At 34.9% G+C, this 14,284-nt stretch carries 13 protein-coding genes and 1 pseudogene; 10 read left to right on the top strand and 4 right to left on the bottom strand.

Annotation, left to right across the window (positions count from 1 at the left end):
• The 3 genes and pseudogenes from MHH71_RS29845 to MHH71_RS29835 form a co-directional block, all read left to right on the top strand.
• A partial coding sequence (locus MHH71_RS29845; RefSeq protein WP_340725693.1) for a DUF3952 domain-containing protein occupies positions 1-719 on the top strand: 719 nt, incomplete at its 5' end.
• Positions 720-721: 2 nt separating this feature from the next.
• A complete protein-coding gene (locus MHH71_RS29840) occupies positions 722-925 on the top strand; it encodes a hypothetical protein (protein WP_006095215.1) in 204 nt (67 codons plus the stop codon).
• 192 nt (positions 926-1,117) lie between these two features.
• Positions 1,118-1,279, top strand: a pseudogene (locus tag MHH71_RS29835) (multidrug effflux MFS transporter); the annotation flags it as partial.
• A 67-nt stretch (positions 1,280-1,346) separates the two neighbouring features.
• On the opposite strand, the gene MHH71_RS29830 reads toward MHH71_RS29835, so the two are convergent.
• From MHH71_RS29830 to MHH71_RS29820, 3 genes are all read right to left on the bottom strand, one after another.
• Positions 1,347-1,745, bottom strand: a complete 399-nt coding sequence (locus MHH71_RS29830; RefSeq protein WP_006095216.1) for a DUF2871 family protein — start codon at positions 1,743-1,745, stop codon at positions 1,347-1,349.
• 812 nt (positions 1,746-2,557) lie between these two features.
• Entirely contained in the window at positions 2,558-3,790 is a 1,233-nt protein-coding gene (locus MHH71_RS29825; protein WP_006095218.1) for a cytochrome P450 family protein, read from the bottom strand.
• Between the two features lie 603 nt (positions 3,791-4,393).
• A complete protein-coding gene (locus MHH71_RS29820) occupies positions 4,394-4,606 on the bottom strand; it encodes a hypothetical protein (RefSeq protein ID WP_006095219.1) in 213 nt (70 codons plus the stop codon).
• Between the two features lie 1,024 nt (positions 4,607-5,630).
• Between MHH71_RS29820 and MHH71_RS29815 the strand changes: the two genes are divergently transcribed.
• The 6 genes from MHH71_RS29815 to aiiA all read left to right on the top strand — a co-directional run bounded on the left by MHH71_RS29815 (position 5,631) and on the right by aiiA (position 11,751).
• Positions 5,631-6,482: an MBL fold metallo-hydrolase gene (locus MHH71_RS29815; protein ID WP_006095220.1), complete on the top strand. Its 852-nt coding sequence runs from the start codon at positions 5,631-5,633 to the stop codon at positions 6,480-6,482.
• Between the two features lie 805 nt (positions 6,483-7,287).
• Complete coding sequence (locus MHH71_RS29810) at positions 7,288-7,824, top strand: hypothetical protein (protein ID WP_006095221.1); 537 nt, start codon at positions 7,288-7,290, stop codon at positions 7,822-7,824.
• Positions 7,825-8,120: 296 nt separating this feature from the next.
• On the top strand, positions 8,121-9,050 hold the full coding sequence (locus MHH71_RS29805; RefSeq protein ID WP_006095222.1) for an AAA family ATPase: 930 nt from the start codon (positions 8,121-8,123) through the stop codon (positions 9,048-9,050).
• Entirely contained in the window at positions 9,047-10,144 is a 1,098-nt protein-coding gene (locus MHH71_RS29800; RefSeq protein WP_033798959.1) for a DUF58 domain-containing protein, read from the top strand. Before MHH71_RS29805 ends, MHH71_RS29800 begins: the two co-directional genes overlap by 4 nt.
• An 11-nt stretch (positions 10,145-10,155) precedes the next feature.
• Positions 10,156-10,908: a hypothetical protein gene (locus MHH71_RS29795; protein ID WP_006095224.1), complete on the top strand. Its 753-nt coding sequence runs from the start codon at positions 10,156-10,158 to the stop codon at positions 10,906-10,908.
• 90 nt (positions 10,909-10,998) lie between these two features.
• Positions 10,999-11,751, top strand: a complete 753-nt coding sequence (gene aiiA / locus MHH71_RS29790; RefSeq protein WP_006095225.1) for a quorum-quenching N-acyl homoserine lactonase AiiA — start codon at positions 10,999-11,001, stop codon at positions 11,749-11,751.
• 739 nt (positions 11,752-12,490) lie between these two features.
• Here the strand turns inward: aiiA and MHH71_RS29785 are convergent.
• Positions 12,491-12,952, bottom strand: a complete 462-nt coding sequence (locus MHH71_RS29785; RefSeq protein ID WP_231398763.1) for a hypothetical protein — start codon at positions 12,950-12,952, stop codon at positions 12,491-12,493.
• A gap of 294 nt (positions 12,953-13,246) precedes the next feature.
• On the opposite strand from MHH71_RS29785, the gene MHH71_RS29780 reads away from it, so the two are divergent.
• Positions 13,247-13,969: an SDR family NAD(P)-dependent oxidoreductase gene (locus tag MHH71_RS29780; protein ID WP_006095228.1), complete on the top strand. Its 723-nt coding sequence runs from the start codon at positions 13,247-13,249 to the stop codon at positions 13,967-13,969.
• Positions 13,970-14,284 lie beyond the last annotated feature (315 nt).

Genomic DNA, 14,284 nt, shown 5'->3' with positions numbered 1-14,284 from the left:
CCAAAGCACTGGATGAAGGTGATATGAAGACTGTCATGGCTGCAAGTGATGATGGGTATGCTTATGTATCAGTGGGTGTTTATAGAATTCTAGAGTATCCGAAGGTGGAAGAGGAAAGGGATGAAGCAAGAATAGATCAAGTCATGGAAGGAACTTTTTCGATAAGAGATCATTCGTTTTATGGTGTAACTTCGCAGTCTAAGAGTACGTACACAATACATTACTCTGGAGAACATATAAGGGGTACAACGGATAAAAAAGAAGAAGATGTGTATACAACAAACATAAGTTATTCCAATAAGAATATTCAGTTTTCTACACCTAATGTAGATGTATCTTTAGTTACTTTCTTTTTTACAGATTTAAAAGGGCTTGCGAAAGTTACACCTGAAGATACAAGAAGAGGTGGGGATGAGCCTGTACTGGTTAGGTTTAAGTTTAATAAACAACAATTTGATAAAATTGTAAAACCGAAACTACACTTGGATTATGATGAATTTATATCAGCAGAACTAGAAATGAAGCTAAATTCACCTAATGAGCCTAATAGAATTGTGGATATGACTTTACGTATCAAGTATAAAAAGAAAGTTCAGGATCAGTTGTTATCATATCGAGAAAATTACACTGTAAGCTTTTCACCTAAACAATATAATGATAAAGATGGAAAAAAGGAGTATTTAGACTCTAAAAATAAATTTAATGAGGGGAGAGAGTAGGAATGACTAAAATCCGTTCTGATGTAGGGAAACTGGAGTTAGCCAGCGAGGGTGTTTATGATCATAAAAAGAAGGATGTTACTAAGATTAGTACAGAAGAAGGACAGTTAAAATTAGCGGGTACAGGAATTTATGCCTATGATGAGGGGGGGCAAAAAAGCAATTTTATCAATCTATGTATTGAGACGGAATATGTTGTTCTTTAACTTTGTAATATAGGAAAATGAAACATATAATATATGTTAATCTTTGTAAAGAGAAGTAATGAAAAATAAATGTTAATTCATACCCTCCTATAGGTATTAACATGAAGCAATTGAGGTGTTCTTTTTGATGTATTATGACCGTATTTCTATCATGGCCCCTCCAGTTCCGTAGCGAAAGAAAGCTCTAAATATCTGAGATTTTATATCATCATTACCGTTACGATTTGGGGAATGAGTCAATTGCATACAGGTTCTTTGCTTGTTATGCCTCTATATTTTCTTATCCTTGTAATTGTGATGACGATATTAAGTCGAATGTTTATTTATAATGCTAAGGTTATAGAATCTGTTTAATGTAGAAAAAAGAGTCTCATAAGCAATATGAGATTCTTTTTTGTTTTTGCTGAAGCTTTATTACACACTACATTTTATATGATTTTTTTAATAGCATCATAAACCAAATAAGGGTAAGGCCGATGAGAGAATGGGAGAATCCGATTATATAGGTTAATCCTTTGAAATCAGCTCCATTTAGCTGAAGAAGTCCACGAGTTGCCAGTGAAGAAAGTGTTAAAATTAATCCAATATTATGGACGATGAACCACACATTAAAACCCTTCACTTTATGAAATGCAAATGATTTTGCTAATGCTAGGGCAATTAAGAAAAATAAAAATCCAAGTACGAGTGTATGTGTGTGTAAAAGGTTCAGCAGAGTGGACCCTAGAATGCCCTTTGATTTTGCATATTCTCTAGCGAATACACCAGATAATAAACCGATAACTAAATATACGAACGATGCATAATATAATTTTTTCATTATATACCTCCTGATGCAAACTCTGTAATGTTGGTTTTTGATTCGTAAATTTCTATTGTATTTTCAAATCATGGTAGTTACATAACCAAGACTCCTAGTTTTCCAGGAGTCTTGGTATAATAGGTTTAAAATTATTTTATCATAATTATAGGGTATTCGATTATATAAAATAATCGAACTTTATGTGAACAAAGAGAGATTGTCAGAATCGTATTTAAAGGTGATGAATCCGAACTATTAGAGCAATTTGAAAGTGAACCAGAAGACTTTTTGATTGAAGGTGCAGGCGTGCATCTGGATCATAAAATGGATCACTTAGGATTTAAATTAATAATGATTATGTCGATTTATGAAAATACAGTTGAATTAAGTCTTTCTTATAATGAAGGATACGTGTTTGATGTTAATATGGAGTTTGTGGAACGAGTCTTTTCTTTTTCGTACACTCTATATTCAGTGTGCGAAAGAGAAAAGGGCTATTGATGTAAGATTTAAACAACATTTTGCAATCAATATCAGAGAATATTAAAAAGCAATATACACTGTAAACTAGGAAGGTACTCTATAAATGACAGAGAAGGAATTTCCTTATTGTACTTTAACGTAATAGGGGAAAGCCTTGGACTCTTTAGGAGGTATAATTCAGTTTTTTTAATCTTCTGGTTTTGGTAACTTTAACATTTTTCCGAAATTCATCACCCACTTCTAAACGTGAAGGCGTGATAGCCCAATGAAAGTAGGTGATGAAATTTTGTTAGGCGAAGCCGAAGCCTATTTTTTAAGTGATTTTGGTCATTATGGGCAGAAAAGGGTTAGAAAACTACTGGTAGAGTTGCAAGAGAACGGAATTTACTATAATTATAAACCAGTTGTTCGGGTTTAGTTGCTAGGCGCAGATTAGGTAGACGTTGCAGCAATGTGCCAAATGCAATCTGTCCTTCCAAGCGTGCCAATGGAGCACCCAAACAGCGATGGATACCATTGCCGAAAGCTAGATGATCATTTTCCTCACGTGTAATATCTAATGCTTCGGGATTAGAGAATTTTTGCGGATCAATGTTGGCAGCTGCTAGGGAAAACAGTACCATTTCGCCTTTGTGGATTATTTTTCCATGCATTGTGATATCTTCACCTGCAAAACGGTTACCAATCATGATCGGGCCAGCATAGCGCAACAGCTCGTCGACAGCAGAGGAAAGCATGGAAGGATTGTCCCGTAGCAGATCCATTTGTTCGGGATGTTGCAGTAACGCCAGTACGCCATTACCGATGAGATTAACTGTTGTCTCATGTCCAGCAATAATGAGAAGCCAAATCGTCGAAAGAAGCTCGTTCTTACTCAACTTGTCTTCTTTCTCTTGTGCTTGGACCAGAGCGCTCATCAGATCATCGCTAGGATTTACGCGCTTTTCCGCCAGTAATGTTTCGATGTAATGAATAAACTTTTCGAGTGTTGCAGTAACTGCAGCCCCCTGACGAGGATCCATAGCAGCGTTCATGAGCTTATGTGTCCAGTCACGAAATTGGTTTCGATCAGTAACGGGGATTCCAAGCATCTCTGAAATAACAATAATGGGCAGAGGGTAGGCAAAATCTGCAACAATATCCATCTTTCCTTTTTCCTTCACAGCATCCAACAATTCGTCGGCAATCTGCTGAATACGGGGATGAAGATTCTCGATTATACGCGGAGTAAAGGCTTTAGAGACCAACCGGCGTAAGCGGGTATGATCAGGCGGATCGACCGTAAGCATATTCGGCATATTCATCATCCATTCAAACAGCTTGCTCACAGATGTATTTTCCTCAATGAATTCCTGTTTATCTTGGGGCGGTTCGAATTTTCGTAAATCTTTGAGAAAGCGCGGATCTTTCAATATGGTAACAACATCGTCATAGCGTAATGCGATCCATGCTCCTCCCATACCGTAAAAGTCATCCAGACGAAAGAGGGGCTCTTGTTGTTCGAAGAAAGGTTTATAGTACACAATGGGATCGCGCATAGTTTCCGGTGAGTTTAAATCGCCAAGAGTAATTTTTTTCATTCGTTTGCTCCTTTCATTATAACTGGTGAGTGAAATGGCTTATACATCCTCTTTACTGGACAATTCCAAAATGGATCATGCTACAAAGAACATTCATCCGATCGAACAAGTTTTGAGCATACTCGTCATCAATAGTGTCCTTCTCTACAAACTTCTTTTCGAAATGTGCCAATCTAAACTGGAGTAGCTCACAATTCTTTTACGGTCAACTCCTTCTTGAAGTAGATTTTTTCAAATAACTATTTGGGTACCTGATTATTAGAAGTAATCACATGACGATATTTCTCTTCAGGAGGAAAGACAGGAATTTCTTCTTTTTTACTCAATCTTAAATGGATTGTTCCACATCACCATCAAGCTAGCAAACACAAATTGGACAGTTCCTTCAACTGATGAAACAGAAGGGAATTTAAATGTTGCGAAATGATTGATATGCCTAAAGGATGCAATGCAATTCCTATACATGAATGTATTTTGCAAGAAACATATCTGAAATGTAGGTTGTATGTAAAATAGGATGGGAACTTCTTACCTAAAGTTAGTTAAAGAAAGGCTGGTAAAAGACCAGCCTTTCTTATATACGCATTTAAACAATTTTGTTTATTAACAACACTTCTCTTTCATTGCTTTCATCATAGACATAGTAGAATTCATCATTGCATCACATTCTTGTATTTTATTCATCATAGCTTTATCCATTTCTACATCCATTTGCATCATATTGTTCATCATCATTTTCATACATTTCATTTCACACATCATCTTTTCCATAGATATCATCATGTTTGTTGTTCCTGCCATCATTGTTTTTTCCATTTTAACATCCTCCTGAAATTTTTATATCTTGCAAATATAGGAATTCGTTTTTATTTTACAAATACCTTCAGATGTTAGTGGTGGTAAATATTTAGAAAAAATTTTCTTAAAAAGAAGAAAATGAATTTTTAAGAGATAATGTTTAAATTAGAGATAAACGAATTGAGGAAATTGAGAAGAAATTACATGAATTAAAAAGGGCAGCTAGCAATAGCTAACTGCTCATCTCTGAGGGGGAGGAGAAAGATTATTGTATCTGCATTATTGTCGGAATATTGAGGTTTATTGAAAACTGTATCGTTACTTATTTAAACAGAACATATTTTTTATGAGATAATTAGAATGAGAATAGTGGCATTTAAAGGGTTAAACAATAATTTCTTTATAGAAGAAGACAACGAAAAAAGAAAATAAATCGGTAATATCATTTGTATGTTCATTTAATTATGATATTCCATTTCCGGTAATTGGTAATAATGGGACTCTTCATCTATGTAACAGCTTGTATAAAAATATCATATAGGGTAAATTGAAAAACAGGTATATTGACGTTTTTCAAGTTATACATCGTGCCGATGTGTAACAAACGACTGCAAGGAATTAATTCTCGATGAATTCGTTTTTTATAGTAAAACAAGAAATTTTAATATCTTTTTGAATTTCTAGTGAGGGGAACTTTTTTAGTTGATATAGATGCAGAATAAAAATGGAGGAAGGAGATTATATGTTGATAAAAAACGTATAAAGGATATGCAAAATAAAGACTATATTTTGCTAACATAAAATCAAAGTATCACAAAACCTTTCAAAGTTCCTTCAGAAGTACAGAGGGAGCCTTCCATTCACATAATCAGCGTTCTAGGAATAAAACAAATTCCCTAAAAAGTCTTTCTATCTACCTCTGTATGTAAAATTATATTTGTTCTTTAAGTGAAGAGCTTGTTCGTAATTAAGACATTATAGAGAATGCAACTATTTTATCTATAAAAAGGCATAATAAAAAATCAGCAAGGGGAACAAAAAATTGCAGAAACTAAAGAGAATATCTAATCGAGTTTTATACTTACCACCGTATCAAGAAACAGATCGTCCTATTCTAGCTGCTGTTAAAGGAGAAGAAAAGACACTATTAATTGATGCTGGAAATTCTTCGAAACATGCTAGATTATTTTTGGAACAATTAGATACATATGATATTAAAGAAGAATGGCTTATACTTACACATTCCGACTGGGATCATATATTTGGAATGCATGAGATGCAAATGCCAATTATTTCTCATTATAAAACTTATAACAAAATTAAACAGTTACAGAATTTATCGTGGGAAGATAAATATTTAGACCAACGTGTTAAAGAGGGTCTAGAAATTCCATTTTGTGCGGATGCAATAAAGAAAGAGCTAGGAAATCAGAGGGAGATTATCCTCCCATTACCTGATATTACATTCGATAAGAAAATGACTTTGAATCTAGGTGGGGTGACGTGTGCAATTGAACATGTAGGTGGAGATCACGCTGATGATTCTACTGTCATTTATATTCAGGAAGAAAAAGTTCTTTTTCTAGGAGATTGTATGTATGCAAATCTCTACTCAAAGAAGTGGAGTTATACGATAGAGAATACGCTCCAGTTAATTGAACAAATTGAGAAATACGATGCGGAAATTTTTGTTTTATCCCATCATGAAGCTCCATTAAGTAAAGAAGAGTTTCAATTAGAACTTAAATTCTTAAAAACTACAGCATTGCTTACAAAAAAGTATGAAGGAAGCTCAGAGGCAATAGTTAAAGAAATGTCTAAGTCTTTACAGAGAAGTTTAACTGAAGATGAAATTGAGACCATCACTTTTTTTGTTAATGGATTTTCGGAATAACAAAGTTAATAATGTTTCAAGAGGGGAACTATAGATTAGTACCTATTTTTATATTACTGTATTAAATTGGGGATTTAAGGTAAATCGAAATGTTATAAAGTAAAATATGTTTACCATCATACGTAAATTTAAAGTTATCAGGCTTAAGTGTGAAAAGAAGTAAGTACTATGCTGCTAGGGGATGCATATCAGTGTTATGAACGCTGGTATTGCAGCCCTTTTTTGTTCTGCTAAATTATAGATAAGTGTTCTCTGTCCTAGCCGTTGTTTTTACCGCTCATCCCGGGATGAAGTACAGAATACTGAGGTCAATACGTTTATAATTACGTTTAAATAAACAAGGCTTGCCCTAAGGTTTATTCTTATTTTTTTGCTTCTGTTTGCCTTCTTCGATTTACAAAGCCTTTGGAGGAATTTCCGGTCTTATCTATTCAAGATGCTTGGCATTACAAATATGTAGAAGGATGCGAAGTTAGAGGGGATAATGGAATAAATCTGTAAAATTAAACCGCCTATAATGGGCGGTCAATTTTTTATGTATTAATCAATTTCATGGGAAGCTTCTAAAGGAGGGAAACCTAGATAAGAAGCTTATTATGTGAATTTGAAATAAAGTTATACCGTTTATAAAAAAGTATCGCAAACCATTTAAAAGCCCCTTTAGAAGTACTTAAGGGAATTTTCATTGACATAATCAGTGTTCTAGGAATAAAAACAAATTTCCTAATAAGTCTTCCTTTCTATCTATCTTTTGAAGTAAAATTATTCCTGTATTTTAATTTTTTGGATAGAGAAAGGGAGTTCTATGAAATCTTTAATAAAAGTAACATGTACAGCGTTTTTACTTACAAGCTTAATGGCAGCTTGTAGTGAACAAACTACAACAAAGCAAGAAGTAACTACTCAATCAAAGAAATCAGAAAAAGTGTCTGAAGAGAACAGAATGGAGAAGGATGCACTACGATATGGAGAAATTGCAAAAGGTGGATACTACAGAGCAACAGTTGAAAATGCAAAATATGAAAAAGTAGATGGAATAGGGCGCATTGTAGCTCGTGTTACGATCAATAATGCTCGGACCGATGAAAAAGCAATTGATCTTTCAGAAATACAGTATTTTGTTAAAGATGAAAAGACGGGAAAAAAATATGAAGGTCAAGTTATGCCTATATACGAAGAGAAATTCAAAAGTGTGCCAGTTGGCTACTCTTTAACTTTTGACGTTTCATTTAAGACGGAAAATCCACCAAAAGATTTCAATAATATGCATCTATATATGGATAGTAAGCTTGATCCATTTGGAGATATCCATTGGAAGCTTGATAATCTAGTATCTAAATGAAAAGATGTCTAATTTAGGCATCTTTTCTTGTTTAGTGAGTTGTCTATACCATTTATTTTTTATTTGTATACTCTTATATGATAGCAAGTTATCGTGTTGTAAATAGATGTAGTATTTTTATAGCATTGAGAAGTTTTAGTCCTTTGCTTCTTTGGTTATATTCATGATACTCACTATTCACTCGGTAGAGTTCATGTTGTAGTGATTTTGAAGAAAACTCACATTTTCCAGTTTATAGAAAAAGATTATTGTGTTAAAATGTCGGAAAAGTCAAAAAATAAAGGCGGGTAAGAAATATGTCTATATTAGAGGAAATTAAAGAAAATGTTTCGAAGGTCATTGTAGGCAAGGAAGAGGTAATCGATTTAGCGATGATTGCGCTAGTTGCAAATGGACATGTTTTATTAGAAGACGTGCCAGGAACAGGGAAAACAACATTAGCCAAAACTCTTGCGAAAAGTATTGATGGGGCTTTTCAGCGTATTCAATTTACATCGGATACGTTGCCAGGTGATGTAGTAGGATTAGAATACTTTGATATGAAAGAAAGTGATTTTAAAACGAGAAAGGGTCCTATTTTTGCAAATCTTGTTTTAGTAGATGAAATTAATCGGGCCGTTCCACGGACACAATCAGCGTTGTTAGAGGTAATGGAGGAGCGTACGGTAACAATCGCGGGAGTAACGCATGTATTACCAGATCCGTTTATTGTGTTAGCTACACAAAATCCGTTAGAATCGGCAGGAACATTTGCACTTCCAGATGCGCAGTTAGATCGTTTTCTATTAACGATTCGCCAAGGGTACCCAAATCGTAAATATGAAAAGGAAATGTTGAAACGGTTTAAAGAAAAAAATCCATTTAATGACTTACAAAGCGTTGTAACTCTTTCTGACATATTGGAGTTGCAAGAGCAATCGAAAAAGATTCATATGCACGATGAGGTGGAAGAATACTTACTTGATATTGTAGAAGCGACGCGAAAGCATGATTTAGTAGAAATTGGGGTAAGTCCGCGTGGGTCTTTAGCTTTTATGAGAGCGGCGCAGGCAAGGGCGTTATTAAAGGGGCGGGACTATGTAACCCCTGATGATTTGAAAGCTTTGGCAGCTCCGGTTTGTGCCCACCGGTTAACATTAACAATTGAAGGGGATATGAAAACAACAAAAGTAGATGTACTGCAAGGAATTTTAGAAAAACTTGCAGTGCCAGTGGAAAGCGTATGAATGAAATTATAAAAAGGAAACATCCGTTAATGGAACCTCTCTCTATAGGGGGAATCGGTGTTATTTGTCTTATACTCGTCGTATTTACCAATCAATTTTTCATTGTAGCTATCTTTTTATTTTATTTGCTGCTAGTTGGATTTTTGTATTTGTATATGAAGGCAGTCATGAAAGTGAAATGGGATATTTCCCAAAATCAACAGAGACTATTTATGAGCGAAAGCGGAGCGTGTACAGTGCAAATTATTAATGAAGCACGTTTTCCCATTTTTAAAGCAGCTCTTCAGTTTCGTTCTAATGAACAAATAGAGTGGGAAACGGATCAGAAGATGCAGCGTTCGCATCACTCTTATCACATTCCTCTCCAAATAGAAGGAAGAGATATGATAACAATTACGTTAGGGGGGAATGCAAATGAAAGAGGGAGGCAAGGATGGCAAGCTGCAGAACTTATGATATCAGATCCATTCGGCCTTATAACGTATTACTTGCCTATTGAACAAAAGACACTCCCTGAATTTCATATTCTTCCGCAAATGTCGAAAGTAACGATACCGGAAATGACAACATGGAAGCATGGATTTCGCAGAGCAGCTGTTTCTCCGTTATATGATGAAACGAAAATAGTAGGCGTGAAAGAATATGAGGGGGAATCGTTTCGCTCGATCCATTGGGGAGCGACTGCGAAAACTGGGGTAATAAGTGCAAAAAAGTATGAATATACACAAGGCGATCGTTATGCGCTATATGTAAATGTATTAGGGCAAACAGGATATACGCTTCGTACGGATATGGAATATTTAATTCAAGTCGCGGCGGGGGTATGCCGGGAGTTAATTTCACAAGACTGCTCGTTCGAATTATGGATAAATGGAGTACGGGAACAAGGTGTCATTCATCTAAAAGGAGGAAAGCACCGAAAACAACTTTATAAAGCAATGGATCTTTTATCCTCGTTAACCGAAAAGGATACGCCGCTGAATACACATTTCTTTTATCAAACAGGATTCCGAAGACAAGAAGCAGGGTGTATCCCATTAATTATTGGATATCCACCTGAAAAACAAAAAGGGTGGATACAAATTGTGAAGTAAAGGGAGGAACGGTGAATACATTGAAATGGGGATCACGTGTTATATTTTGTTTCCTAGCTATTGGTCTTTGCTTTATATTAGCGATTGGAATAACGAAAGGCGCTTTTTTCGCAAAGGAACAGGTAATAGATTCTTCTCAATCAAAGGTAGGAGAGGATGGTGAACCGCTAACACCAAGAAAATGGAAATCCATAGGAGAAGGAACGCCGATGGAACCAGGGGAGGATTCAGGAGTATTATATGAAATTGAAGATCCACCAGATTTTAATAAAGATGGATATTATAAGAAAGGGGATTTCAAAGGAATTCCTCGAGATAGGAAGGTGCCAATTGGCGGCGAAGAGTTTCTAGGAGTTAGCACTGAAAATATATTTATACAAATTGGCATCTTTTTTTTAGTGATTTTAATCGTGTTTTTCATCTTTCGCCGTAAACGGAATAAGAAGCAGCAGATTCATAATATATCTTTGAAACAAAAAGAAATACGAAAAATTGGGGAAGATGCAGAACCAGAGGATCAAGACAGCTTAATACTACCAGCAGAAGAAGTAAGGGCAATGCTAATAAAATGGGAACTAACATTACCAAAATTCGAAAAGAGAAGATTACAAGAGACGGTTCAACAATGGTTTTCTCGTATTCATAAGAATAATGATATTGTTCCAATTTATGAGAAAGTTAGATATGGGGAAGAAAGTGTTTCAAATGAAGAATTACAGATGATGCGGAGATGGATAAGTGAACATGTAAAGAAAAGTTTATAGTGAAAAAAGAGATAGAAGGAGAAAGTTTGCTATTAACGGAAGTATTACTGTATTGTTTCATCCAAACTGATATGAGAAGGTGGATATAGAATGACCGTTAAAAAACTTTACTTTTTACCAGCTGGCCGCTGTATGTTGGATCATTCTTCTGTTAATAGTACGCTTACTCCTGGTAAACTGTTGAATTTGCCAGTATGGTGCTATCTTTTGGAAACGACAGAAGGTCCAATTTTAATAGATACAGGGATGCCAGAAAGCGCAGTAGATAATGAAGATCTTTTTAAGGGAACGTTTGTTGAAGGGCAGATTCTTCCGAAAATGAAACCGGATGATAGAATCGTAAATATTTTAAAACGAGTGGGTTATGCGCCAGAAGATCTTCTCTGTGTTATTAGCTCTCATTTGCATTTTGACCATGCTGGGGGGAATGGGAGCTTCAGCCATGCACCCATTATTTTGCAACGAACTGAACATGATGCAGCTTTACATAGAGAAGAATATTTAAAGGAATGCATATTACCAGATTTGAACTATCAAATGATTGAGGGAGATTATGAAGTAATGCCTGGTGTTCAGTTGCTCTATACGCCAGGGCATTCCCCGGGTCATCAATCAATACTCGTTAAAACGGAAAAGTCAGGTTCTGTATTGCTAACAATTGATGCATCTTATACACACGAAAACTTTGAGCAGGGTGTCCCGTTCGCAGGATTTGATTCAGAAATGGCCTCCCAATCTATTAATCGATTAAAAGAAATTGTTTTGGATGAAAAACCTATCGTTTTCTTTGGGCATGATATGGAACAAGAGAAAAGGTGTAAAACATTTCCTGAATTTTTATAATGTACTCATTTTATGGAAATAAAACATAATATAACTACACCTTTTTTCATACGGATTTATGGAGATATGATTTTCTAATAAAATTTAAAAAGGTGGAAGGTATGAGGGAAATCATAATGCTGTTTAGTATAATGATATGTTTTTTGGCGTTAATTGGGTGTGATCGCATATTCATATGCTGGAGAAAGTAAGCATTAGAAAGGAAAATATGTTATCTCACAAACGGAGGATAGCGAATTTGGAGAAGGTTCAATTACTTATAAAGGAAAAGATAGGGAAAACATCAATGAAGCAAAATGGAAAGTTGAGAATAGTAGTGGCAAACAAGAAGGAACGAGATTTATTGATAGAGGCATAATTCAATTGAAATCATCATGTTCAGGTTGTGCAGTACAGGATAAGGAAGAAGCATTTCTTGTCACAATTGAATGGGGTGGAAAGAAAGAGGCATTTGAAATAAAATACAAGTAAGTGTGATTGTTGGGCTAAATGAAAATATATTGGTTTTAAAAAATGAGCGGTGAAATAAAAGGCTTAGGATGGTGGATAGAATAGAAAAGAACCTTAAATTTGGGTAGATGAAAAAATTTAAGGTCCTTTTCTCTGTTAGTGAGGGTATTATTTTGTTTCTGCTTTAGGTTGGGTAAAAAAGAAGATAAAAATAATTAAAGGAAGAGCGAGCAGAAAGACCCCATTCTTAGATGGTTGAATAGTAGGAATATCGGTTAAAGCCATGTTATCATTCCTTTGTAAGTGTTTTTAATAAGCTTGGATTCACATGAAAATGTTTGGACACAACCTTTTGAAAGAAAGTATAATCTCGTTTTAAGTAAGGGAGAGTGGGTTCAAGTTTAGGAACACCGAAAATGGGTCCACTAACATTAATGGTAAATCTGCCAGGTGCAATAAAGCTACCCGTAACACCAATTTCATCATTGAGTAATAATACGGCGAGGATAACGTCTATTATATCAATAATCACATTCGTAGTTTGTTTTTCGAATTTACCTTCTAATCGACTTTCACCTGTTAATGGTCCTCCTAATGAAACGCGAAACCCCCCTGGTGTCACAAAAACTCCTATAATGGTGATTTGTCCCGTTAACAATAGTGCGACTGTCACAATATTGAGATCGCGTTGGATAGACCGTATGACTTGTATATCTTTTGTAATTTCGATATTTTTTTCCAATATTGTCACACCCTCTAGATACATATTATTCTGAGCCATGTTGAATGTGAGTAAGGATAAGGATGAAATATAGGAATTTATGTAGTAGTGGAATCAAATGTAACAATAAGTATTAGCGGATATCAATGATGAATTTTTTACAATGTTTGCTAATGCTTGTTGGTTGATGTTTCTTGATTACTGTACAGATGGATCGGGCTTTAACAAATTGTTTTTGTAACGAATCAATAAACCACTCTAGTGGTTGCTTGTCTTTATAATAATTATAATTAAGAAGTATAGTTATTTCGAAGGGGTGGTAGGATGAGTAAGAACTTTATTATATTTGGAGCAAGCCAAGGATTGGGCGATGCATTTGTAAAAGGCTTACCCACCAAGGGAGATACGGTATGGGTGGTGTCACGCACACGACCAAGTAGTTTAGATATAAATGATGGTGTAAATCGTAAATGGCTCACAATTGATTTATCTAGTCAACAACAAATTCCTTCTTTAAAAGAAACGTTAAAAGACATTGCTATTGATGTATTAATTTATAATGTCGGAGTATGGGAAAAGTGTGGTTTTGAAGATGACTATACGTTTGATAAGGATGAAGTTGAAGATATTTCGAACTTAATCAATATTAATTTAACTTCCACTATTACTTATATTCAGGCGCTTTTACCTAATTTAAGACAGGCGAAAAACGGAAAGATTATTTTAATTGGTTCCACAGCAGGGTTAGATCATACGAATAATGCGCAAGTTTCGTTTGTCACGTCTAAATTTGGCTTACGTGGTATTACGAATGCTTTACGTGAGCATGTGAGAAAAGACAAGATCTCTGTAACGTGTATTAATCCAGGAGAGCTTGCTGCTGAAGTACCTTATGAAGAAGGTGCAGAAAAGGCAATTATGTTGTATGGAGGGACACGTATTCCTGTGCAAGATATTGTAGCGATTGTTCAATGTGTTATGAATTTATCGCCAGTTTCATGTGTAAAGGAAATTAATATTCCTGCCATAACAGACTTAAATGCATGATTGTATAGCATATGAATAGTTTTTTTGTATATTATAAAAATTAATCATTGGTACTAAATACAGCATGTATTTTGATCAATCTTTTTTGAAAATGGGAGCTGGTGCTTTTGTATCACCGGACAACAAAGTATGAAACCAATGTAATGTGACAGATATCTCATAAAAAGTGATTTAGACTATAGAAAAAGTATTAAACTATTAAAAAATAGTTGTAGACTCAAAGTGCTTTCTGTACATGAAAGCACTTTTTACTATCTTTTAATTGTTTCAGAATAGGCATATTTAGTCATGCTCATTTTTAAGGATAAATAGTGT

The organism is Bacillus sp. FSL H8-0534 (assembly GCF_038005885.1).
In the GTDB taxonomy this organism is placed as follows: Bacteria; Bacillota; Bacilli; order Bacillales; family Bacillaceae_G; genus Bacillus_A; species Bacillus_A pseudomycoides.
The sequence above is the reverse complement of the archived record's forward strand: the minus strand, read 5'-3'. Positions and strand labels throughout refer to the sequence as shown.